Source organism: Winogradskyella sp. ECml5-4 (assembly GCF_036903175.1).
Lineage (GTDB): Bacteria > Bacteroidota > Bacteroidia > Flavobacteriales > Flavobacteriaceae > Winogradskyella > Winogradskyella damuponensis.
This window is the reverse complement of sequence record NZ_JAYJLF010000002.1, coordinates 36143-60270: the sequence shown is the minus strand read 5'-3', so window position 1 is coordinate 60270 and position 24128 is coordinate 36143. Positions and strand designations below refer to the sequence as shown.

Below are 24128 nucleotides of genomic sequence, written 5' to 3'. Positions count from 1 at the left end.
GGATTTTGTTATATCTAAAAGGTAAAATGAGCCTAGATTTACCAAGTTGCTAAGTCAGCTCTTACCCAAGTATTAGCCGCAATACAAACATAAATATGTGTGGTAGTAACTCTTATTTCTCCTTCAACTCCAGCTGCTGTAGCACTAGCAGGTGCTGTATTTAATGCAGATAACTTATATTGGGTCGCTTCAGTTGTACCTTCTACTTCTAAAGCATTTGTCGTTGCTATTTTACCAATACCAACTCTGTCATTCGCAAAATCACCATAAATCAATGGTATTGAATCACTTTCATTTTGAATTAACAACGTATTTGAAGTCGTATCAAAAGCATTATCATAACCTGAATGATAACCAATAAAAACGTTAGAACTTCCTGTTACACCACGACCAGCATTTTTTCCAAGATACACATTTTCACCTCCTGTTGTGGTTGCTGGTGACACATTCTCACCACGACCAGCATGTATACCAACAAATACATTCTCATTGCCACTTAATCTATTGTTACCTGCTTGGACGCCTACAAATACATTTGAGTTCCCAGAACTCTCATTTCCAGCAAATGAACCCATAGCAGTATTATTACCAGAACTATTTAAACTAAGTGCTCCATGACCAAATGCAGAATTATTATTTTGAGCAACATTACTACTTAGTGCCTCGTATCCTACACTTGTATTACGTTCTCCGTCTACATTTTGATGTGAAGCATGATAACCAACAGCAGTGTTAGCAGTAATACGGCTAGCATCTGGCGCTGTTGTATCATTAAATAAAGCTTCTGCACCAATTGCTGTATTGCCAACTCCAGTTAGATTAGTATATAACGCTTGATTACCTATCGCAACATTTTCTGCTCCAAAAGTATTGCTAAACATTGTACCATTACCCACTGCTGTGTTTCTAGCGCCAGTAGTTAGAGGATCCGCTATACTAGTATAATTATTTCTTAATGCATCTGCACCTATGGCTGTATTATGATTTCCTGTAGTATTATCTTCTAAAGCTCTTTTACCAAAAGCAGAATTTCCTACTCCAGAGGTATTAAGTTGTAATGCTGTAAATCCAAAAGCCGAGTTATTATTGCCCACATTGTTTGCTAAAGCTGTATAACCAAAAGCAGAATTATGAGTACCATTTGTATTCACTTGTAATGCTCTATAGCCTATTCCAACATTGTTATTGTCAGTAGCATCATCATTTTGTCCTGCATCTATACCTATAAAAATAGAAGAACCATCTTCTGAGCCATCTACATCTGATTTTGCATCAGTAAGGTCGTTTAGTTTTTCTATACTTGAAAACCTAACCCAACTTGTAGTTGCTTGATCCCAATAATAAAAGCCTTTAGAGTTTAAACCAACTGCTGTAGTAAGGTAAACTAGCATTCCGTCTTGTGCAGCTGTAGGTGCAGTTAATGGAAATGCATCAATCCTAGGAATTAATATGCCATCTTCATTTGAAGGTGTGGCTTGGTTAGATGCTGTAATATCTAAAGTGGCTTGTGGATTTGTATTTCCAACACCAACTTGCCCGTAAGAAAAAGAGACCATAAATAATATAACATATAATACAATATTCCTTTGTCGTACTTCTCTTTCTTTATTTGATTTATTTTTCATATTAGTAGGGTAATTTATATTTTTCTTAAAATTTAATGTTGTGTTTAGATTGATATCAATAATTGTAATTTTTATTGTTTTATAAATTTAAAAACCTGAATTTCACTATTAGCTGTATATGCTTTTATAAAATAAACTCCTTCAATAAGTGTTGAAACATCAAAAGAAGCTTGGTTGTTTTTAAATTCTAAAATTTTCTGACCATTGGAATTGTAAACCATAGCGGAAGCAATCTCTTTTGATAATTTAAAGTATTGCTTTACAGGATTTGGAAACAAAGCTAGTTTTTCAAAATAATCGTTAGAATCTACACTTAAGGTTTCACCAACTAAAAATGCTCCTTCTGGTCTAACATAAGCTTCGTAATCTGGTTTAGGCATTTGTACCATTCTGTTATTTATCTCTTGCATTATAGCCATTTCATCTGCAGTAATTAGACCGTTGGTGATTGTAGTACTCCAGGTCATGGTTGCACCTGCATCTGTGAAAGTTCTAACAAAGCGGTAAGCTTGTTCAACTTCAAAAACTAAGTCTGCGCTAGCAACACTCCATCGTTCTCTAATAGGTACAAAATAATGTTTTAATGCTAGCTTGCTACCATCATAAGAAGACCATGGGTTTTCAGTAATTAAAGGGAATGAAAACTCTTCATAGGCCCATGAGTTGGGTGGTGCACCTTGACCCAAAGGGGTAGGGTGACCAGCTGTAAAATCCATATAAGGGTCATTAGCTTCTAAAAAGAAAACTTTATAGTCCGTAGGGTCTTCGTCATCAATGGCATCTGAATCTACATATATATTATCACCATTTTCATCTTTTATATAAGATTTAGTTAAATTGGTAGCAATAGCAGCATCTGGATCTACGTCTCTAATCATAGCAACAAAATCATTAACATCTCCTGGTATGTTAGACATATTGTCTATCCAATAACCATCAACCAAACCATTAAAGCGTTCAAAAAATCCTCTAGCCAAGGTTTGCCATGCTAATCCTTCATCTCCTGCAAAATTGGTATTGTAATAATTTTCCCATCCTGTAATAATTCCTGCTTCTGTAGCATCAACATTTCCTTGAATAACAGATGGCCCAGCACCATTTACGTATAAAATTACTTTTTTTCCTGCAGTCTTAAAAACATTAATAACATCGAGTATAATTTGTTCATTTTCTAATGAAGGCACCATGCCTGGGTGAATTTCATTAGCAATATCGACATAGGGATTATCTCTCAAGGTATAAAAATAGCCATGTGCTGGATGTGTGAAATTTGTGATTACATGTCCAACAGCTGGTAAATTATCTACAATTTGTTGTGCTCCACCTACCCAATCATAGTCCTCTGTATTATCTAATCTAATACCACCATTAAGATTAAATCTTACTCCCCAAGAACCAGATAAAAACGTAGCTCGTGGTATGGTTTGCTCGGAATATCCGGAAATAGTATCAATATAATAAGTTGATGTTAATGCTGTTTCATCATCAGAAGCAAATTCTATTAGTATTTGATCATAACCTCCTGCTAAAGCAATATTAGAAGGAATGGCTGCACCATTAAAATCAAAAGAGAAATTTTCCCAAGTCTGACCTTCTGTAAATATTAATTGTTCAAAAATAGCATCAGTATCTCCAACACTAGAGTTTCTTAAATACAATCGAATTATATTGTTTGTACTATTAAAATCTAAGGTTTGTATTGATGTATGTGCTTTTAAAGAAATAGTATAGGAAGATAAATCTGTTATAGGATTGGTTAAATCAAATAGGATTGTTGGATTGGCCATGCCATTTCTTACAAATTTAGACACTGTAGCATTTGAATTGATGCCACTTGTTTCAGGATTCACTTCATCTGTTGTAAATGTGCCCGCAGTTGAATTATTAAAATTAATGCTGTTAGTACTACTAGAATTCTCATACCAAACCTCTTGTGCAGCAATAGGATTTATGCAGATAAATAAAAATAGAACTACTAAATTAATTTTGTTAATCATGCGTTTTAATTTTTTTATAAAGATATTAGGTATACAAGTATTGTAATTTCTCTAATCCACTCATTTGTTACTGTAATCCATCTAAATCGTTGTTAGGTAAGTTTAGGTAATGTTCTAAATTATAGGTTGTTGTAAATACTTGATTTATTGAGAAAACATTTTAAAAGAGTGATTGTCTAAATTGTTTTTTACTCTTTTATTACGGAAGTATAGTTAACGTTAGAACTGCATATATTCTACTATAAAGCGAGAATTGATTGATTAAAGCAACATTTAAGGTAATATCAGATATAGTAAAACGATATAGTTTTGTTATTTAGCCGAAGCGTATAAAACGTTTTAAAAGCGAACTTTGTAATGCGTGATAATTAAAAAAAGGAATACATACTAAGCTTTTCAAGAGTAGAAGAATAATTTAATAAAACTGAAATGAAGTATAAGAATTATATGAGGTGTATTATTGCAGGTCTTTTATGTTTTAGCTGTAATGCGCAAAACTCAAAAGTAATTCATCATAAAACGCAGAGTACAGATCGTCCAGAGCCTAATGTTGTGCTATTGCTTACCGATGATTTAGGCTGGCAAGATGTAAAGGTTTACGATATTGATGAACCTTCTCCTTACGAAACACCAAATATAGATGCCTTAGCTAAAAAAGGAGTTCAGTTTTGGCAAGCGTACTCTCCAGCACCAACTTGTGCACCTAGTCGGTGTGCTATTATGAGTGGAAATCATCCAGCACGAGCACAAAAGACACATGTTGTAGGCGGAGCACCTCCAACGGTTAATGGTAATAAAAATACGCAACGTATTATAGACCCTTGGTATAGCGGCCGTATGCCAGAAAACGAAATGACTCTAGCAAGAGTATTACAACAAAAAGGGTATACTACAGGACATGCCGGAAAATGGCATATGGCTATTAATCACTTTGCTTTTCCACAGCCTACAGATCAAGGTTTTGATGTGTCTACTGCAGATCGTGGAGCAACGAGTCCACAAAAACCACATCGTTTAACCGATTTTGCTACGACTAAAGCGGATGATCCTTATCGTTTAGACGAAAACGGTTTTCCTTTTCATCAAAACAGTCAAGATGCTTTAAACTTCTTAAAAGAGAATAAACAAGATCCATTTTTCTTGTACTATGCAACGTTTTTAGTCCACGCACCAATACACACAAGGAGTAAAGCGCTTTTAGAAAAATATTGTGAAAAGTTAGGAGTGCCTTTTCCAACAGATCCTAATCATTGGGATGTAAAGGGACAGAACAATCCATATTATGCGGCTATGGTAGAAATGTTAGATTATTATGTCGGACAAGTTTTTGATTATTTAGAAACCACGGATGATCCACGTTGGCCTGGTCATAAATTAAGTGAAAACACCTATATTATTTTTACTTCAGATAATGGAGGTATGGAAAACGCGCATGGTGATGTGGTAACTGATAATTATCCTTTAGATAAAGGAAAGATAAATGCTAAAGAAGGTGGAACTAGAGTCCCTTTATTAATATCAGGACCTGGAATTAAAAAAGGAATAGAATCTGATGTTGTTGTAAACGGACTCGATTTTTACCCAACAATCCTATCTTTATTAGGTATTGATAAACCTAAAGATAAACATTTAGATGGTGCAGATTTATCGACGTTGTTATTAAAAGACCCTACCGATTCTAAATTAGTTCTAGACGAAAATGGCAAAGAAAGAACGGCTATGATGTGGCATTTTCCACATGCGTCTTACCAAAGTACGTTACGTGTAGGTGATTATAAATTTATTAGAAATTATGATTATAAAAATAATCCTAGAACACCAGAGTTTGAGTTATATAAATTATATAACACCAACAATGGAGTCGTAGAACGTGTAGATATAGAAGAGGCTAATAATTTAGCAAGCGCTTATCCTGAAAAAATAAAGGAAATGAATGCGCAATTAACTTCCATTTTAACAGAAATGAATGCGAGTTACCCATCGTATAATCCGTATTACAAAAGTGATATGGAGCATAAAGAAACGGTTCCGACTGTGATTTCTACATCAAAAGATAAGAACCAAGTGATTTTTAAATTCAAAGAAAATGGAGCTAAGGTGGTAAAGGCAAATTTAATTTATACAACCAATGGCGGACATCGTTATGAAGAATGGTTTAAAACTGATGCTAAAATAAACGCAGACGGAACCATTATCGCTAATTTACCAAAGGGGACAACGCATTATCTTATCAACGTTATAGACGCAAATAATTTCTTAGTAAGTTATCCTGAAATGCCTACAAACAAACAACTTAAAAAAGAGAAAAAGAAGTACTCTAATTATGCTTTAAACAATAATTAATAATTCCATAAAGTTGAAGTAGATCTACAGGTGTTGTTTGAAAAAAAATATTGTAAACCTTTGTTTTTCAGTTTATATAGTCGTTTTTTACATGAAATGAGTATGCTTCTGACTGAATTCAGCAAAGAAGAGTCCATTTATATAAGTATTTTTGATTTAACTAATTTAAAACTACATATTATGAAAAAACAATTACTTTTTACTTTAGCTTTTTTAGGTGGTATAACGTTTGCCTCAGCGCAGACAGAAATCTCATTTGATGCAGCAGGAGATGATCTTCAGTCTTTTACTGTTGGACAACAAAATTCAGATGACCTTGACGAAGGCATTCTTACTGTAAGCGGAACAGGCGTAGCGGTAACCAATAATAATTTTATGGGTATTAGGTCTGATACGCCTACTGACGATGGAGCAACTGGCACATGGATTTTTACTGTTAGTACAACTTCGGCTACTCCAATAAATGCAACTCTTAATTTAGATATGGCAAAAAGACCAGGATGTAGTGTAAGCGGAACAGTTGCTGTATCTGGATACACAAGTACGTCTTATTCTTTTGGGTCTGATGGAACTGATGTGTCTGCAGTAGTAGACGCTCCAATTGAATTTGGATCAATTATTTCACTAGTTAGTGGAACTCCTTTAACTGTTACTATAACATTAGACGAAATGTTAAATGTAGATAATACGGCTACATCTATTTTTAGATTAGAAAATGTTATATTAGAAAGAGATGGTGCTTTAAGTGTTGAAGAAATTTCAGCTAACAACATTGTTGCTAGCGTTTCTCCAAACCCTGTAACAAACAGTTTTCAGATTAATTCTAATAAAAGTGTTGAGCGTGTAGAATTATATAATATTACAGGTCGTTTAGTAAAAACATTTGGTGAAGAAGCTCATTATGATATCAGTGATTTAGCAACCGGTATTTATATTGCAAATATTAAGACGCAATTAGGATCTAAAACCATTAAAGTTGTAAAAGAATAAGCTTATTTTTTTTTGACATCAAATTAATATTAATAAGAGTTCCTTAGTATAATTTACTAAGGAACTCTTTTGGTTTTATAGGATGACTTATTACAACAATCAATTAAAGATTATGACTTCATTAATGAGCAGATTTAGGTAAAGACTAATTAGTTTTGCTATAATAGCTTCTCTATGCTATATGTGGTTTAAATGATTGTAACTGCTTGTTTTTCAATTGTGTTTGTCTGTTTCTACAAGAAATAAGAATGTTTTTGGGCGAATTCAGCAAAGAAGGATGGCTTTATATAACTAATTTTGACTAACTAATTTATAAAACCACATATTATGAAAAAACAATTACTTTTTACATTTGCTTTATTAACAACATTCTTTGCAGCCACAGCTCAATCAAACACATTTACGTTTACTGGAACTGCTTCAGATAGTCAAACATTTCCTTTTGGTTCTACCGCTGGTGTTTATGCGCTTTCTGGTTCTGATTTCAGTCAAGGTGCTAGTTTTATTAGTTATAACTCTGAAGTGACGAGTGGTAGCCCTGTTAGTGAATCTTTTGGAATAAATACAAATGGTATTACCGTTAATAAAACTTTAACCTTTAAATATAGAAAAAGAGCAGCTATGACTGGTGTAGTAAGAATTTCTGTGCCAGGACAAAGTGATGTAACCTATACTTTGGTTGATACTTCAATTGAAGATGGAAGCAATAGTATACTAGTTGAGAGAACTTTAGAATATCCTACAGAAATTCCTTTATCTACAGCAACAAGTAACATTACAATTACTGTTGATGAATTAGCTCAGAATGGTGCTAATAATGTGCGATTAAGAATTTACGATGTTACAGTAAATGGGGATTTATCTACAAATGATTTTGAAAGATTAGAAAGTGTTAAACTTTATCCTAATCCTGCAAAAAATAGCTTTCAGATAGACTCTAATAATAATATTGAGCGTGTTGAATTATATAACATTACTGGTCAATTATTAAAAACATTTAAGGAAGAAGCTAATTATGATATTAGTGATTTAGCAACAGGAATTTACATTGCAAATATTAAAACGCAATTAGGTTCTAAAACGTTAAGAGTTGTGAAAGAATAAAGATCTATGTCTTTATTTTAAATCCAAAATTTTAACCTGCTTAATGATATTAAGAATGAAAGGTAGTAATTCACATTGCTACCTTTTTTATGTGAATAAATGAAAAATAAGCTACGAGATGCTATTGCTTAAGCGTATTTTGAAGTTAAAAGTACCAATTTAAGGACACTGGTATTTACAATTAAAACCATACTCTAATTTTAAATCTAAGTTGTTTAATTAGCCCATGAATCCATCAAAATTTTTAATATTAGTCTTTTTTGTCTTGTCTAATGTGCTATTCAGTCAAAATGAGCCTCCAATTAAAGGAATTGTTTTAAGCGAAAACAAAACACCTATAGAGTTTGTTTCCGTAGCACTCTTAACACAAAAGGATTCCACTTTTATTAACTACACCATTACAGATGTTAAGGGAGAATTTGTAATTTTAGATACTCCCAAGGACTCACTCTTATTACAGTTTTCGTATCTAGGTTATGTCACCCATTTTGAGCCTATTCACTATACAAACAAACCTAAAGATTTGGGTGAAGTCATTCTTAAAGAAGAAACTTATGAATTAGATGCTGTGACATTATCTGCTGTAATACCTATTCAAATAAAAGAAGATACCATTGCTTTTAATGCTAATTCTTTCAAAGTTAATCCAAGTGATAATTTAGAAACGCTTTTAAAAAAATTACCCGGTTTAGAATTAGAGCCTAATGGAAAAGTAGTGGCTCAAGGTAATGAAGTCACCAAGATATTTGTAGATGGTAAAGAATTTTTTGGTGGAGATCCAGCCATTGTATTAAAAAACTTATCAGCAGATGCTATTGCAAAAGTTGAAATTATAGATAAGAAAAGTGATGAGGCAGAACTAACTGGAGTAGATGATGGTAACAAACAGATTGTAATTAATTTCACCTTAAAAAAATCGAAAAAAAATCAAGGTTTCGGAAAAGTATCTGGAGGTATTGGTTTAGACAGTCGTTATTTTGGGAATCTCAACTACAATAAATTTTCACCTAAAACACAATTGGCTGTTATTGGTAAATACAATAACATCAATATTACGGGGTCTAATATTCAAGGGTTTTTAGAAAATGCAGATGGTATTGCAGATGAATCCGATGATGATAATTCCAATTCAAAAAAGACAAAAAGTCTCAGTGGCTATTTAAAAACAGGAGTTAGTGGTATAAATATTAGTCACGAGTTTAAAGACAAAGAAGCTTTTAATGCCGACTATTTTTACAATCTTTCAGATAATCGCGGAACATCTTTTTCTAGAAGAATTTCTTTTGCTAATACTAATAATTTCGATTTTAAAGCGGATAATAGCTTTAACAAGGTGTCCAATAATCACAATTTTAATTTTAACTATAAGAACAAATCTAATAGAACAAATAGTCTCACTATTAAAGGACGTTTAAATTCTGATGAAGTGATGCAAAATTCAACTAGAGATGGGTTTTATTATTCTGAAGAAGGTGATTTAGTAACTTCAAATAGTCAAGACTATAGTAATAATAATACTAAAAAGGCTTTCAATTTTAATATTAACTTCTATCAGAAATTAGCTAAAACGGGTCGTAGTTTTAGTGCCGGATTTAATACTAATATAAACGGACAAGAAAAGGACAATAAGCAAACCACTTTTGTGACTAGTAGGATTAATACTGATAATCCTTCTAATAGAGAGATTTTTGCTTTAAGAGATGAAACGTTTACCAATGGTTTGTACAATTTCAATTTTAAATATACAGAGCCCTTAGGAAATAATCATTATTTTAAATTTCAGTCTTCTTTAAAGATTTTAAATCAAAATGAAGATATATACCAGCTAAAAACCACTGTAACAGATGATAATGCCGAAGAGCTCCTTACGTATAAATACAATAATAGAGAAGGCAGCTACCAAAACCGATTAGCTTATAACTATAGCACTAAAAAGTTGAATGTTTTTGCAGGTATTGAGCTTCAAGAACTCGATAGATCGTTTGGTGTGGTTACCGAAGACCGTTTTAATAGTAATCAATTTTATCTGAATCCATTTTCAACACTGCAATACAAGCCTAAAAATGGTGTAAAATACCGACTGGTTTATAACAGAAAAATACGCAGCCCTAGAACTGCGGAAAGCTCAACGGTTGTCAATGATTTAAATCCGTTTTTTATAAGAAAAGGAAACCCTAATTTAAAAACAGAAAAGACTGACGATTTTTCTTTAATCGCTAATATCTACAATTACAAATCATCACTAAGCTTTACAAGCAGAATTAAATATCAGTTTTCTAGAGATGCGATTATACAAAACATAGCGATTGACGAGGACTTTGTTAGAACCAGGAGTTATATTAATAGTGGAGAGCGAAAACGACTTACAGCATTTTTTAATTTTAGTAAAAAAATAAAAGGATTAGGAATTCGCTATGCCATAAAGAACAGTAGTTTCTACAATGCTTCAACGTCATTAATTAACTTACAACTTAACGATGTGGTTTCAAAAGATATCTTAATGGGCTTGTCTTTAGAGAACGCTAATAAGAATGTTGTAGATTTAAAATTAGGGACTAATTACAGCGTTAATAACACATCGTTTTCTATAGAACAAGACCTTAATAGAACCTATAGAAAGCAACACTACTATTCGGCTGTAGATTATGATTTTACTGAAAGACTAAATTTTAATACCCAATTTGATTATTTTATCTTTTCAGATAATCAATTTGCGACGAATCTAGAACTTCCTATATGGAATATGGCTATTTCATATCATATTGGAAATAGCCATAATAGCCTTAAATTGGTTTTAATAGACCTTCTAGATAAAAATGTAGATTTCGAAAGACGAAGCACCACTAACTATTTTGAAGAGACCACCTCAGAAAGTTTAGGACGCTATATCATATTGAGTTACACACACCGCTTAGGCAATAGAAAACAACAAAAGGGGTAGAGCTAAGAATTCTAAAACCTTATTCTTTTAATAGTTTTAAAGTCGCTGTACTACCATTTGCGTGAGTTACTTGTAAAAAGTACAACCCTGACTTAATCGTTGATATGTCTATATCTTGATACTGATTCTTAAACGCTAGCGTCTTAGCGCCATGTATATTATACAATACACCAGACTCTATAGGTTTATTTAGACTAAACACACCTTTCGCTGGATTAGGGAACACTAACAGGTCTTGAAGATTATCTTCCACATCATCTACACCTAAACTCTCTAAATCTAAATGAAAAGTAATATCATAAACTCTAAACCTTGGTGGCAATGTTGGATTGGCATTTTCTAAATCAGTTACCAAAAGCTCCATGGCTTGTGCAGATTCCGTAAAAGTTGTGGGAACATCAAATTCGTAATATAAATCATCGGTGTCGCTAACACTTGTATATTCAAAACTTTGAGTGTCTGTACCAATGGTAACATCAAAATTAACAGTATCTCCTTCACGAGCTCTAATATGAAATACAACTTTTTCGCATAACACAGATTGATCAGCCTTCACATTGATATTAAAACCATCTCCACCGCCTTCGGTTCTCATTTGAATAAATGCATTATTAGCTGTTGCATTTCCTATTAATTCTCCATAAACATCTGATTCTTCAGGCTCAAATAACTGTACTTCATCAACCGTATTAAGAGTTATTTTAGTGATATTAGCAATCTCAAGTTCTTCAGATAATACTAAGAAATTATTTTCATCTCTTAAATTAAACACAATTCCAGAAGCATCATCAGGTACGTTTGCCGTTATTACATTATCGTTTATAGTAACAGCTTCAGCTTCAAACCATTCTTCATTTGGTTCGTTTTTTCTATACAACAAATGCCCATAACTAATTGCTGCTTCACCTGAATCATTTGCAATAATAGCCGTTGCTACTCCTGAGTTTTCATCATAAGTTACTAAATTAATATCAGGTACTAGAAGTTGATTAGGTAAAGGTCCATCAGGTTCTGAATAATCAGGGTTCCATGCTGGAAATCTTGCATCATTATCTACTAAATAGGCTTCCAGTGTATTGATCATATCTTGTTTTAAGGTCTGATCCATCGTAGTTATAACATTTATAGTTTCCTCTACATCTACAAGATTATCTCCTCCATTATACAGTTGATAGGCTTCGTAAGTATTGTCAATATAATTTTTATATAATTTGTAATTACCTCTCCTAATAGATGATTTTGATCGTTCATCAGAAGCATTAGGATAGTGCCAAAAAAGATCTGTTCTTTCGGTGGTTACACCATCTATTGTTTGTTCTACTATGGTATTAGTTCCTTTTAGTAAATCACTTAAATCTGCACCATCAAAATCGTCAGAAATATTGCTATCTATAGTTGTTCCTGTTAAAGATAAAATGGTTGGAAAAAAATCTAAACCATTAACAACATTGCTATATTCAGCTACTGGAATCTCTGGCCCAGTTACTATCATAGGCACACGAATACCACCTTCTCTAGAACTTGTTTTTCCTAAATCTAAAGGAAAATTATCTGCTACAACTTCAAAACCATTAGCCGCATTATTTTGTTCTGAAGCTCCATTATCTGAAGAAAATATAATATATGTTGTTTCGAATAAGGTTTTACCTGGATGCCTAGGGTCGTTAGTTGTTTGTAAATAATCAACTAGCTTACCTAAACTCCAATCTACTGTTTGTACCATAGCTCCATAAAATGGATTATATTCTCCAGCTGCAGTTAAAGGTGTCGTTTCCGTTGGTATACCATTTGGACCAACATCAGCTGGATCTATTTGACCAGAATTAACTAATGTTTGCGTTATAGCCTGTAACATTGGTAGATCTCTAGTTTGAATAGGAGTATGCACCAACCATGTAGCCATATATAAGAAAAATGGTTCACCAGAACCACCATTAGCAGTTACTCTATTCTCCATATACGCTACAGCTTCATCTGTAACAGAATCATAAGGTACTCCATCAGCATCTAAAGGGTAATTTGGATCATTCCCACCAAAATTTGAAATATCATATCTATCACCCATATTTTGTTGCACACCTCTACTTGTAAATTCGGTATTAAAACCTTGGTCTACAGCTACAGGAAAACCATTAGCTCCATCAACATGCCATTTACCAACATGGCCTGTATGGTATCCATTTGCACTTAAAGCTTCTGCTATAGTATACTCATTAACATCTAATCTTTTTGGAAAATAAGGACCTATCATTTTACGATCAGCTTGTGAATTCCTTAATATAGGTAAACCGCCACCAGATACTTGAGTTACTTTAGTTTTAATAGGGTGTCTGCCACTTAACATTGCTGCTCTAGATGGAGCACAAGTAGGTGCAGGAGAATAGGCTTGCGAAAACTTAGCTCCAGCAGCTGCTAAAGCTTCCATATTAGGAGTTTCCCAAGGAACAGGGTCTCCTAGGTTATTTAGATTAGTATCTTGCCAACCTAAATCATCTACGTAAAAAATAACAATATTAGGCTTGTCTATAACTTGACCATATACGTTTGGAAATAAAAGTAAGCTGAACAAAAAAAGCAATGTAGTGTTTTTCATAGTAAATTTATTTTAGGTAAAAATAAGTCTTCTATTAAGTTAAGAGTTTCTAATTTCAATCAAGACTTTACTCATTTCAACCTTTTTAGTTTAAGCTAAATTAATGTGATTACCCTATAACTATTTTTTATAGGTAACTGTTTTAAACGTTTTCTATGTATTACTGAAAGAAAATTTATAGCTTAGACGTGCTGAAAAATAAAAAAGCACCAAAACATAATATGCTTTAGTGCTTTTTTATTCAAAAAAATATTAATTATTTAACAGCAATGGCTTTAGTTGCAAATACTTTAGTTGTTTTTTGGTAACCGCCATCTGGATAACCGATTAAATAATTGTTTTCGTCAATTAAATTAAAAACATAGTGCGTTGTGCCTTTTGGTAAAGTTACAGAAACATTATCATCTCTAAGATTCATAGGAATAGGAAACCAAATTTCACCTGGTATGCCACCATTTTTAGTGTATATCAGCTCTGCTTTTACCACCTTAGCACCATTATTCTTAAATTTTAACCATACATTTTTTCCATCAATGCCATGCTCAACAATAGTAGGCACTTTAGATTTATTAGGTAACGATGCTTTACTGGTTGGATTTAAATAAGGGTATCTCGCATTTAATTGTTCTAAGCGTTCTGTTAACAAACGATTCATCTCTTTTGTTTTCTCTGGCATTATTTCTGCTAGATTTTGAGATTCTTCAATATCTACACGTTTTGAACCATTTTCGTACAATTGATATAAGGCCAAATCGGTCTTTTCTTCTGTAGCCGTATATTCACGTACTAGTTTAAAATCTCCAATTCGTAATGTCGATTGCATAGCGCTGTTTGGAAAGTGCCACATCATCGTATTTCTTGGTTCTCCGGTTTCAGGATCTAAAACTAATTTAGCATCTGTTGGGTCTTTATCTAATAATGTAGATAAATCTGCTCCATCAAATATTTGATTTGCATCTTTTGGAGTATTTGTCCAACTTAGTATAGTAGGGTAGAAGTCTACACCATTTACCATCACATTAGATTCTGCGTTTGGTTTAATAGTTGGGCCTGTTATAATTAATGGTACTCTTACGCCACCTTCTTTAGCATTTATCTTTCCTTTATCTAAAGGATAGTTGTCTGTGATAATTTCTCCTGTATGTCTTTCCATACCACCATTATCAGAGGTAAAAATCACATAGGTATTTTCAATTAACATATGTCCAGGCCATCTTGGATCTTCTGTTTCTTCAAGATATGTAATCAGTTGACCTGTATAATGATCTATCATTTCTACCATAGCGGCGTAATAGGCATTTTTCTGACCATTTTCATCCCACATATCATTCTTTTTAGGATACTCTAATCCTAATTTTTCATAGTATTTACGTAACAACGCTTCACTACGAGTTTGAATAGGAGTGTGTACTAAACGCGAGGCATAAAACAGAAAAAACGGGTCTTTTTTGTTCGCATCCATAAAATCAATACCATCTTGGGTAATGTCATCAAAAGGGAAACCATCTTCATCTAAGGTAAATGGATCTGAAGCATCCGTTGTAGCAAATCCTTTTGTTCTATCGGCCATTCTTTTGTGAGCACCAAACCCATGTTTGGTAAAGTCAAAACCTTGCTCTTCTGGTAAGGGTTCGTCTGTTCTTGCGATACCAACATGCCATTTTCCTGAGTGTCCTGTTTTGTAGCCATTAGATTTAAGGGATTCTGCAATGGTTACTTTTGAAGCATCTAAAGCACCGCGCATCCAAGGGCTAATTAAGGTAGAGCCATGGTTAAAAGGTAATGGTGGATGCCCTCCTCTTACACTAGTTCTTTCTAAACGCACTGGATGCTGCCCTGATAGTATAGCACCTCTAGATGGCGAACACGTTGTTGCAGGCGAATAGGCTTGCCAAAATAAAACACCTTCTTTAGCTAATCGGTCTATGTTTGGTGTTTCAAAAGGCGAAGGCTCGTCAATATCGTAACATTTTACGTCTTGCCATCCCAAATCGTCTGTTAAGATTAATACGATGTTTGGTTTTTTGGGACGTTCTTTATCTAACTCAATTGGTTCATTGTTGCTACATGTAGCGGGTAAATTGAGTGAAAACAGAAGTGAAAATAGAATTAGTTTAGACATTGTATTTATGTAAATAATTATTAGATATAGTTTTGTATTGTAGGTATAAGTATTTTAATACTTATATTAATAAACGAAGTTAGTTTTTCTTTTTCTTGTTCTTTTTATTTTTTTTGTTCGATTTTTCTTTTTTTGCTGATTTAGCAGGTTTTCCAATTAAAAAAGGCTTTTTTTCTTCAGCTGTTGCATTTCTATCGAATAACACGGCATATTTCTGATATAAGTTATCCTCAGCTGCTTCTTTCTTTAATTTGGCAAGGTGCTCATCGTAAATCTTACGCATTTTTTTAAGCTGTTTTTGGGAAGAAGGATCGGTAGCTTTGTTGGTCATTTCGAGGCGATCTTTTCCGATATGGTAAAGCTCTTCGGTTGTATCCATGTTATCATCTTCATAATTCCAGAAAATGTATTTCCAATCTTTAGACACCACTCCCATGGCTTGTATTTCGTCATTGCCCCACATGTTAGTAAGTGCAACAGTTTCACGTTTAAATTTCTTTGGCTTTTCGATTAATAAACGTAAATCTTCACCATCCATATTTGCTGGAGGTTCAATGCCTGCATATCTTAAAATCGTTGGAGCCATATCGATGTTTGCTGTAATTTCTTCACGTCTCACGCCTCTTTCTTTTATAGGCGTTCTAGGATCGTAAATAATTAAAGGCGATTTTGAAGCTTCTTCATAAGGTAATACTTTTCCGCCCATATTGTGTGCTCCACAGCTATACCCATTATCACTTGTAAATATGATAATGGTGTTATCTGCAACACCTTGTTCTTCTAATGTTTTTCTAATCATTCCTAATGCATAATCAACACCATGGATTAACTGATTGTAATTTTTAATCGTTTTTTGGTAGCTTTCTTCAGAGTCGCGCCAAAACGTATAGCCGTTATATTGCCTTCCTGTTTTGGCTTGTGGCGCTAAATGAGTTGCATTTTCGGCACCATAGTTTTCGGGTTTTTTATAGGTTTTTCCTTCGTAGACATAATCAAAATATTGGTCTGGTGAGAATGGCATGTGAGGTGCTTTAAAACTGATAGACATAGAAAAAGGTTTGCCTGATTCTTTTGCTTCAATAATAAAATCTTCTGCCCAAGCGGCATAGGCTCTTGTGCTATGTGGATATTCTTTGGCGTATTTAGCCATATACTTGTTGTTGGCCGTTTTGTAACTTGTTTGGCCTAAGCCACCTGCCCAATTATCAAAATCATCTACCGGAAGTGCATCCCAACTATTGTGTCTTGTACTGTTGCCTTCATCAGAAACAGCCAATCCAAATTTACCAGCAAAACCTGTATAATAGCCTTGTTCTCTTAAAAGAACTGGGTAAGATTTAGCAAACTTATCCTTTCTTAAAGGGCCGTGATCAAAATTGCAACCCGCTTTATATTCGTACATGCCTGTTAAAATAATGGCTCTACTTGCCATGCAAATAGCAGTGGTGTTGTAATGATTTTCAAATAAAACGCCTTCTTTTGCTAAGGCATCCATATTTGGTGTGACTACTTGGTCGTTACCATAACAACCTGTTGCAATACTGGTTTGGTCATCTGACAAAAGGAAGATAATATTTGGTTTGTCTTGTGCAAAACTACTTGCTGTAATTGTGCAGATGATTAATGATAGAATGATTTTTTTCATAAACTTTTACGATTGTTTTATATGAGTAGTTTGAGTTCTTTTGTTATTTAGATACTATTATTTTTCGAGTGATGCTATAATGATTACTATTGGATAGTTTTACAAAATAAATACCTGAATCGAGCGATCTCATATCTAATTGGGTTGTTGTAGAGCCATTATGCCATACTTTTTCTAAGACCTTTGTTCCTATGGTATTAAAAACAGTGATGTAATTGACTTCTGAAGTCATACGGTTAAGGATTAAAGTCTCTGATACAGGATTGGGGTATAATTTGACTTCCGATGGATTATAATTTAGCACAGACAAAGGTGCTTCACCAACCAAATGAGCACCTTCAGGTCTCACGTAAGGTTCACATTCTGCAATAGGAATAGATAAAAGTCTGTCGTTAATGGCTTTCATGATTAACATTTCATCATCCATCATATACCCTTTATCACTTCCTGTATCATCGATAGTCGTTGCAAAGGTTAAGGCAGCATTGGCTTGTACCAAGCGCTTAGTAAATCTATATGCATCTTCAATACCAAATACTATGGGATGAGAAGATACATGCCATTTTTCTCTAATAGGAAACCAAGCGTGTTTTAGTACGGTATTACCTTCGTACATAGACCATGGGTTTTCTACCATATTAGGTATGGTATATTCTTCATAAGCCCAAGAGTTTGGTGGTGCGCCTTGACCAAGTGGCGTCACATGTCCTTTGGTGTAATCTTGATAGGTGCTATTGGCTTCAAACTTTATAATTCTGTAGTCGCTATCATCCTCGTCATCAATACCATCAGAATCTACCAAAAGATTGTTGCCATTTTCATCTGTAAAATAAAGTCCTGTGGGTTGCGCTCCTATAATTGCAGTAGGATCGGCATTTTTGATCATTTGCACAAAATCTTCTAAATGCCCATCATTGTAAAGTTCTGAAGTGGTATCTAACCAATAACCATCGGCATAATCTTTAACTCTTAATATAAATCCCTGAATTAAATCTCTGTAAGCAAGGTATTCATTTCCTGCAAAGTTATTTGTATAATAAGTTACCCATGCAGCATGTGCAGTGTTAAAGTCTGTATTATTTGATTCGTCAGGTCCTAGTCTATCAAAATAATTAGTAGAGATGTATAAAATATTTTTCTTTCCTGCGTCTTGAAATTTTTGAAGCACATCAAAAATTACAGCTTCATTTTCTAGAGATGGAACTAAAAGCTCATCTATTTCTGTAGCGATATCAACATTTGGATTATCTCTTAATGTAAAATAATAGGATTTTGCAAAATTAGTGAGGTTAGTAATTACATGCCCTGTTGCAGGTAATTCATCAACAATTTCTTGTGCTCCAGCACTATAATTATAACCTCCAGTAACTTCAGAATCTAAGCGTTCGCCTCCATAAACTGGAAACGTAATTCCCCATGAGCCTGATAGCCATGAGGCTGGGAGAGAAGGGACGTCTACTACTTGATCTGTTGTGCCACTGATAGAATCGATATAATACGTAGTTGCAGGAACGGATGCTGTGCCATTGGCAAAACGTAATGCAATATGTTGATAACCATTAGCATTGATAATGGCGTTAGGTATTGAAGTCCCATTAAAATTAAAGGTAAATGTTTCCCATTGTTGCCCAACGGTAAAGTTGAGTTCTATTGCACTTTCTGAACTTACCGTAGCATGAGATAAATGCACACTTATTTTTGAGTTATTTGCTGTTAATGCTGCTGTTGGTATATCGATATAAGCTTTGAATGTTACAGCATATCCTGAGAAATCGGTGACAGCGTTGTATAAATCGAATTGTAAAAAAGCATTTGTGCCTTCCTCTCTATTAAATTTAGAAACGGTTGTATTTGTATTTATTCCGGTAGTATTTGGGTTAGGAACATCTCTAAGAAATGTGCCTGAGCTTGTACTTTCTTGTTCAATTTTATAGGTGTTTGATTCATTTTCGTACCATAAAAATTGTGCATTAGATAATTGAACGAAAAACAGTAAAAAAAAGAAAACTGGTAGAGATTTATTCATTATTAATAAGTTAACGTTTAATTATTAAACCAAAGATATATTGTGAATAGGGATATCTCGTTTCTTAAAATAGTCAAATACTTGCTCTAAAACATCATTTGTAATTAACTAAAAGAACTCGCCTTTCTTTTACGGAAACTTTATAGTGTTATCTGAAATCATTTAATTCTTAAGTGTATCTTTTTCAACACTACTATAAAGTTTGTAATTGTAACGTATGAGGATATTTGTTTTAAACCAATAAAAAAGTCCTTAGTTAAAAATTTAACCAAGGACTTTTTTTTATAACGTATTTTTTCCGATTATTATGATTTCAAAACCAATTAAAGTTTCAATAGTAGCATAGTAAACATCGGTTTTTAAATACCTAATATCAATCTCTCTCTATAATCACTTTTGACAACCTAAAAATAGGGTTGGTTGTATTACCTTCAGTTAACATCTCATCCAGAGTAATAGTCACAGTAAGCGGTGTGCCTGAAACAAGTGAAATCGTTGATGCGAATTCAAAATCGATAGCTGGAGCACTACCACCATTCTCTGTTGAAGTAGCCGCATAAGAAAAAGGTGTATCTGCATAACCTGTTACCGAAACTGTTCCTGTAACGCTACCTTTTGCTCTTTTTGCTAACTCTAAATTTAAAGTAACATCAAATGCAGTAGCTGACTCTGTAGTTATATCAAAAGTAAAAACTGCAGTAGCATCATCATCATCAAAATTTGAACTAGTAACACCTATAAAGTTATTGTTTTCTACTAGTACACCTGTACCTCCTAAAGTAATAATACTCTGATTAAGATCGTCTTCATCTTCCTTTCCTACATTAAATGTTTGACTATTATCTCCCGCAATATCAAATGATATATTATTGGGGTTGATTGGATTACTAAAATCGCGCTCTAAAGTTACTTTTGCTAACCTAAAGATTGGGTTTGTTGTATTACCTTCAGTTAACATCTCATCTAGTGTAATAGTCACAGTAAGCGGTGTACCTGAAACCAATGAAATCGTTGATGGGAATTCAAAATCGATAGCTGGAGCACTACCACCATTCTCGGTAGAAGTAGCCGCATAAGAAAAAGGTGTCTCTGGATAACCTGTCACAGAAACTGTTCCGCTAACGCTACCTTTTGCTCTTTTTGCTAGCTCTAAGTTTAATGTAGCATCAAATGCAGTAGTTGCATTTGTAGTTAAGTCAAAAGTAAAAACTGCAGTGGCACCATCATCACTAGCATCTTCAGTACCAACCCCTATAAAGCTATTGTTTTCAACAAGTATACCTGTACCGCCCACGGTAAGGATATCTTGATTAAGATCATCTTCATCTTCTTTTCCTACATTAAATGTTTGACTATTATCTCCTGCGTCATCAAATAATATTGCTGGGTTACCATCATCATTACCACCTCCACCAGTATAAGTTTCAGATTCTAATATGATTTGTACTACAAATCCTTCCATATTATCTATACTGTCAGAAATAAAGATGAACTTTCCAATGTTATCGAAATTAAAAGCATACACACCGTTTACTTCACCATTAGTTGCTTCTATAAGCGTCTCTGCTGTGTAAGGCCAGCTATTTCCATCAGCGTCTTTAATTTTAAGGGTAGGGTGTTTCGCTTTTAATGTTCCAAATGCATATTGTAAATTTTCCTCAAGAACACGTGGATAATTCGTTGTATAATCTTCGTATAAGTCAGAATATAAATATATTTTATCTATAATGTCTGTTGTTGTGTTTACGCCAAACCCTATGCCTTCAGATAAATATTGCCATCTTACTATACCATCTGCTTCTGCAGTTATCTCTTCTGGTGCTCCGTGTAAAGCTTCTAATTCTACTGAAGTATCTACACCTATTTCTATACCTTCTACGGTTTTGAAATCTACTGTACCAAATTCATTCATACCAAATGAACCTTCAGTTGAGCCTCCTGGTATTACTACAGGGTCATAGTCTGGATCATTTGAACAGGATATGCTAAACAATAAGAGAATAGCTGAAATATACTTGATAGTTTTCATAACGTTTAAATTAGTATTAATATGTTTTCAAATATCTTATACTTATGCGAAAAAACGATTCTTTATTCTATCAAATGCTTGCTCTTTTTATGCATAAGTACGTTTAGTTGTTAAATAGCGCCTTAAGATAGCGTTTTGATCTTTAGTTGATTCAATATTTAGAAGGTTTGATTTGGACTTCTTAAGTTTTTAATAAAAAAATCATACAACCTAAATACTTAAACTTAGTCTACTAACGTAACAACTATTTTATCAATAATAGGTTTTGATTCATTTTCTGAAGAATCCTTAATTTTAAATTCAACTTCAAACCCTATTATTCAGAAAAAGGAACATCATTGAACATCTTTAATTTAAAGGTGCCATCATCTTGTTGTTCTACCATCCAAACTCCTGTATTTGTTAATTGAGGAAAACCATTTAATGGATCATTGGTAAGCATTCTTAGAACGGCTTTTCCACTGCTTCCATGACCTGAAAGAAGTATGGTATTATGTGATGCACTGCGATCTTCAATTAATTCTAAAACGCGATCTATAATCACCTTAGCCATCGCATTTTCTTTTGCACTTTCAGAATGATTTCTAGGAAAACGTAGTTTCTTAAATTCGTGTGTGCCATCATTGCGTAACGTGAAGTAAGGTTCTTCTTCAGGAAGTAGTGTTATTTCATCTCCTGCTCCAAGTATTTTTTCAGTTGAGGTATGTTCTGGTAAATCTGGCGAAACAATGAGGTTGGTGGCATAGATTTCTGCAAGTTCTGGCCAAATCTCTGCCTTTATCTTTGAATCTTTTAAATAGGGTAATACTGTATTTTTACAACGCCACGCAGGACTTACGGCTACAAAATCGAAATTAAACCGATTTAATTTTTTAGAGACTCTAGATTGTTGCATAATTCCTTTAGGAGTAAAGGCACTATGGTTACCAACATAAGCAGGCCATTCACTTTCAGGATATATTCCCCATTCTTTTTTAACATTGTGTCCACCTTCAGCATGTCTTATATAGTAGATTCTAAGCTTTGATTTGGTAGAATCTTTCTTTTGAAAAACTTCAGTATTGCTAGAACTATGGTCCATGGAACTCACATTGCTATCTGAACGTAGAATTCCAAAAAACAAGATTCCCATGACGATAGGAAATGATAGTAATAGCTTTTTCATGGAGTGTATTTTTATTGAATATTAAATTAGTTGAGTTCCGATACCAAAGTTTTACAGCGTTCTCTGTATGCATTTAAAATGTCGAGGTAATCTTTATTCCCAACTAAGTTGTTCTGTTCTTTTGGGTCGTTTATAATATCGAATAACTCTTCGTAAATGGGTTGTTCATTTGTTTCAATGGTGTGTTCCGGAATGTATTTATTTCGGTCGTTTTCCTTACTAAACGAACGAATGTATTTAAACTGTTTACTACGTACGCCTTCTTGTCTTGGGTAGCCTTGGTCTGTAAATAAGTTTTCTAAAAAGATGTCTTCTCTCCAGTTTTCATTTTTACCATCAATTAATGGTAGCATACTTTTTCCTTGATAAGATTCAGGTACTTTTACTCCGCACATTTCTAAAATAGTTGCTGGAATATCTTGTCCAACCACCAATTCCTCAACAACTTTACCTTTGGTTTTATCCTTGAAAAATGGCGAATACACAATCATTGGTACATGGACAGATTCATCATATAAAATAGTTTTACCTCCTAAACCGTGTTCGCCTAAAAACAAACCGTTGTCTGAACAAAAGACGATAATGGTATTGTCTGCTTCGCCAATTTCTTTTAAATAGGCACGTAGATCGCCTAGCATGAGATCGATAGCATACACCGCACGATCCATTTTTAGCTTTTCATTTAATAATTTTCCTTTATTAGAGGTCACATAATATTTCATCAAATCTGATGTTGCATACACATCTTCAGGCAGACTAATAGGTTGTGGATAGCCATCAGGTAACTCGATGTTATGTTTTACATCGTCATATTTTGTTTTGTAATAGTCTGGATCTTCTGGCTTTGAACCCATACCACCAATACTAGACGCATGTGGAAGGTTTAAATTAATCCATGCTGAAAAAGGCTTGTTAGGATCTCTTTTTTTAAGTTGATTTTTAATGGAAGGATCCGCATTCTCATAGAAGTAATCGTAATCATCACCTTGCGATAAATAGGCTTTTGTTGCTTCTAATAAACCTTCAACCTGAGTTTTGTTTTTTAGATTGTCAAACTGTGGGTGTTTTTTTGCAGGATAAAAGCCTAAATGCCCATTGCCATAATAGCTGAAATCGGTGTTTTCGATTAAAGGTGTATCCTTTTTATCTCCAATCTTGGTGTGATGTTTTCCAATAAAAGCCGTAGAATATCCCGCTTTTCTTAATTGAGCTTGCCAACTGTTTTGGAAGGTTTTTTCGGAAATTACATGTTTAGAAACATTAGTGAAGCCAATTTTATTTCTGCGTTCCCATTGGGCTGTAAAGATGTTCGCTCTACTTGGTCCGCAAATAGGACTGGTAATATACGCGTTGTTAAAAAAGACTCCTTCTTTCGCTAACTGGTCGATGTTTGGTGTTTCTGCAATAGGATCACCTGTCATACTCAACGAATTGAATCTTTGGTCATCAGAAAACACGAAAATGATATTCGGTTTCTTTTCTTGCTCTTGTGCGGTGCATGATGCAAATGAAGCAAGTATAAATAGGCAGTAGAATAGTGTTTTCATG

The 24128-nt window shown here is 33.8% G+C and carries 13 protein-coding genes; 4 read left to right on the top strand and 9 right to left on the bottom strand.

The window, feature by feature from the left end; all coding sequences use genetic code 11:
• Window positions 1–38: 38 nt before the first annotated feature.
• Together VDP25_RS01910 and VDP25_RS01905 are read right to left on the bottom strand one after the other, a co-directional pair.
• The gene (locus tag VDP25_RS01910) at window positions 39–1625 is read right to left on the bottom strand and encodes a hypothetical protein (RefSeq protein WP_334466173.1); all 1587 of its coding nucleotides are present in this window, start codon (window positions 1623–1625) and stop codon (window positions 39–41) included.
• Between the two features lie 71 nt (window positions 1626–1696).
• Window positions 1697–3622, bottom strand: coding sequence for a T9SS type A sorting domain-containing protein (locus VDP25_RS01905; RefSeq protein WP_334466170.1), 1926 nt, complete (start codon window positions 3620–3622; stop codon window positions 1697–1699).
• Between the two features lie 429 nt (window positions 3623–4051).
• Here VDP25_RS01905 and VDP25_RS01900 point away from each other — a divergent pair, with 429 nt between their 5' ends.
• The 4 genes from VDP25_RS01900 (at window position 4052) to VDP25_RS01885 (ending at window position 11000) form a co-directional block, all read left to right on the top strand.
• Window positions 4052–5965, top strand: coding sequence for a sulfatase (locus VDP25_RS01900; RefSeq protein WP_334466167.1), 1914 nt, complete (start codon window positions 4052–4054; stop codon window positions 5963–5965).
• Window positions 5966–6145: 180 nt separating this feature from the next.
• Window positions 6146–6955: a T9SS type A sorting domain-containing protein gene (locus VDP25_RS01895; RefSeq protein ID WP_334466164.1), complete on the top strand. Its 810-nt coding sequence runs from the start codon at window positions 6146–6148 to the stop codon at window positions 6953–6955.
• Between the two features lie 327 nt (window positions 6956–7282).
• Complete coding sequence (locus tag VDP25_RS01890; protein ID WP_334466161.1) at window positions 7283–8059, top strand: T9SS type A sorting domain-containing protein; 777 nt, start codon at window positions 7283–7285, stop codon at window positions 8057–8059.
• A 226-nt stretch (window positions 8060–8285) separates the two neighbouring features.
• Window positions 8286–11000 carry an outer membrane beta-barrel protein gene (locus VDP25_RS01885; RefSeq protein ID WP_334466159.1) on the top strand — a complete coding sequence of 905 codons (2715 nt, stop codon included), beginning with the start codon at window positions 8286–8288 and terminating at the stop codon, window positions 10998–11000.
• A gap of 19 nt (window positions 11001–11019) precedes the next feature.
• Here VDP25_RS01885 and VDP25_RS01880 read toward each other — a convergent pair whose 3' ends face one another.
• From VDP25_RS01880 to VDP25_RS01850, 7 genes are all read right to left on the bottom strand, one after another.
• Window positions 11020–13593, bottom strand: a complete 2574-nt coding sequence (locus tag VDP25_RS01880; RefSeq protein ID WP_334466157.1) for a sulfatase-like hydrolase/transferase — start codon at window positions 13591–13593, stop codon at window positions 11020–11022.
• A gap of 256 nt (window positions 13594–13849) precedes the next feature.
• Complete coding sequence (locus VDP25_RS01875; RefSeq protein WP_334466155.1) at window positions 13850–15715, bottom strand: sulfatase; 1866 nt, start codon at window positions 15713–15715, stop codon at window positions 13850–13852.
• Between the two features lie 79 nt (window positions 15716–15794).
• Window positions 15795–17360: a sulfatase family protein gene (locus VDP25_RS01870; RefSeq protein ID WP_334466152.1), complete on the bottom strand. Its 1566-nt coding sequence runs from the start codon at window positions 17358–17360 to the stop codon at window positions 15795–15797.
• Window positions 17361–17403: 43 nt separating this feature from the next.
• Window positions 17404–19386 carry a T9SS type A sorting domain-containing protein gene (locus VDP25_RS01865; RefSeq protein ID WP_334466150.1) on the bottom strand — a complete coding sequence of 661 codons (1983 nt, stop codon included), beginning with the start codon at window positions 19384–19386 and terminating at the stop codon, window positions 17404–17406.
• Window positions 19387–19759: 373 nt separating this feature from the next.
• Entirely contained in the window at window positions 19760–21415 is a 1656-nt protein-coding gene (locus VDP25_RS01860) for a hypothetical protein (protein WP_334466147.1), read from the bottom strand.
• A gap of 316 nt (window positions 21416–21731) precedes the next feature.
• Window positions 21732–22580, bottom strand: a complete 849-nt coding sequence (locus VDP25_RS01855) for a histidine phosphatase family protein (protein ID WP_334466144.1) — start codon at window positions 22578–22580, stop codon at window positions 21732–21734.
• Window positions 22581–22606: 26 nt separating this feature from the next.
• Entirely contained in the window at window positions 22607–24127 is a 1521-nt protein-coding gene (locus tag VDP25_RS01850) for a sulfatase-like hydrolase/transferase (RefSeq protein WP_334466141.1), read from the bottom strand.
• Window position 24128: the final 1 nt, after the last annotated feature.

Bases quoted from the DNA above. Each gene is read 5' to 3' on its own strand.
- VDP25_RS01910 (WP_334466173.1), bottom strand. From the start codon at position 1,625: ATGAAAAATAAATCAAATAAAGAAAGAGAAGTACGACAAAGGAATATT.
- VDP25_RS01905 (WP_334466170.1), bottom strand. From the start codon at position 3,622: ATGATTAACAAAATTAATTTAGTAGTTCTATTTTTATTTATCTGCATA.
- VDP25_RS01900 (WP_334466167.1), top strand. From the start codon at position 4,052: ATGAAGTATAAGAATTATATGAGGTGTATTATTGCAGGTCTTTTATGT.
- VDP25_RS01895 (WP_334466164.1), top strand. From the start codon at position 6,146: ATGAAAAAACAATTACTTTTTACTTTAGCTTTTTTAGGTGGTATAACG.
- VDP25_RS01890 (WP_334466161.1), top strand. From the start codon at position 7,283: ATGAAAAAACAATTACTTTTTACATTTGCTTTATTAACAACATTCTTT.
- VDP25_RS01885 (WP_334466159.1), top strand. From the start codon at position 8,286: ATGAATCCATCAAAATTTTTAATATTAGTCTTTTTTGTCTTGTCTAAT.
- VDP25_RS01880 (WP_334466157.1), bottom strand. From the start codon at position 13,593: ATGAAAAACACTACATTGCTTTTTTTGTTCAGCTTACTTTTATTTCCA.
- VDP25_RS01875 (WP_334466155.1), bottom strand. From the start codon at position 15,715: ATGTCTAAACTAATTCTATTTTCACTTCTGTTTTCACTCAATTTACCC.
- VDP25_RS01870 (WP_334466152.1), bottom strand. From the start codon at position 17,360: ATGAAAAAAATCATTCTATCATTAATCATCTGCACAATTACAGCAAGT.
- VDP25_RS01865 (WP_334466150.1), bottom strand. From the start codon at position 19,386: ATGAATAAATCTCTACCAGTTTTCTTTTTTTTACTGTTTTTCGTTCAA.
- VDP25_RS01860 (WP_334466147.1), bottom strand. From the start codon at position 21,415: ATGAAAACTATCAAGTATATTTCAGCTATTCTCTTATTGTTTAGCATA.
- VDP25_RS01855 (WP_334466144.1), bottom strand. From the start codon at position 22,580: ATGAAAAAGCTATTACTATCATTTCCTATCGTCATGGGAATCTTGTTT.
- VDP25_RS01850 (WP_334466141.1), bottom strand. From the start codon at position 24,127: ATGAAAACACTATTCTACTGCCTATTTATACTTGCTTCATTTGCATCA.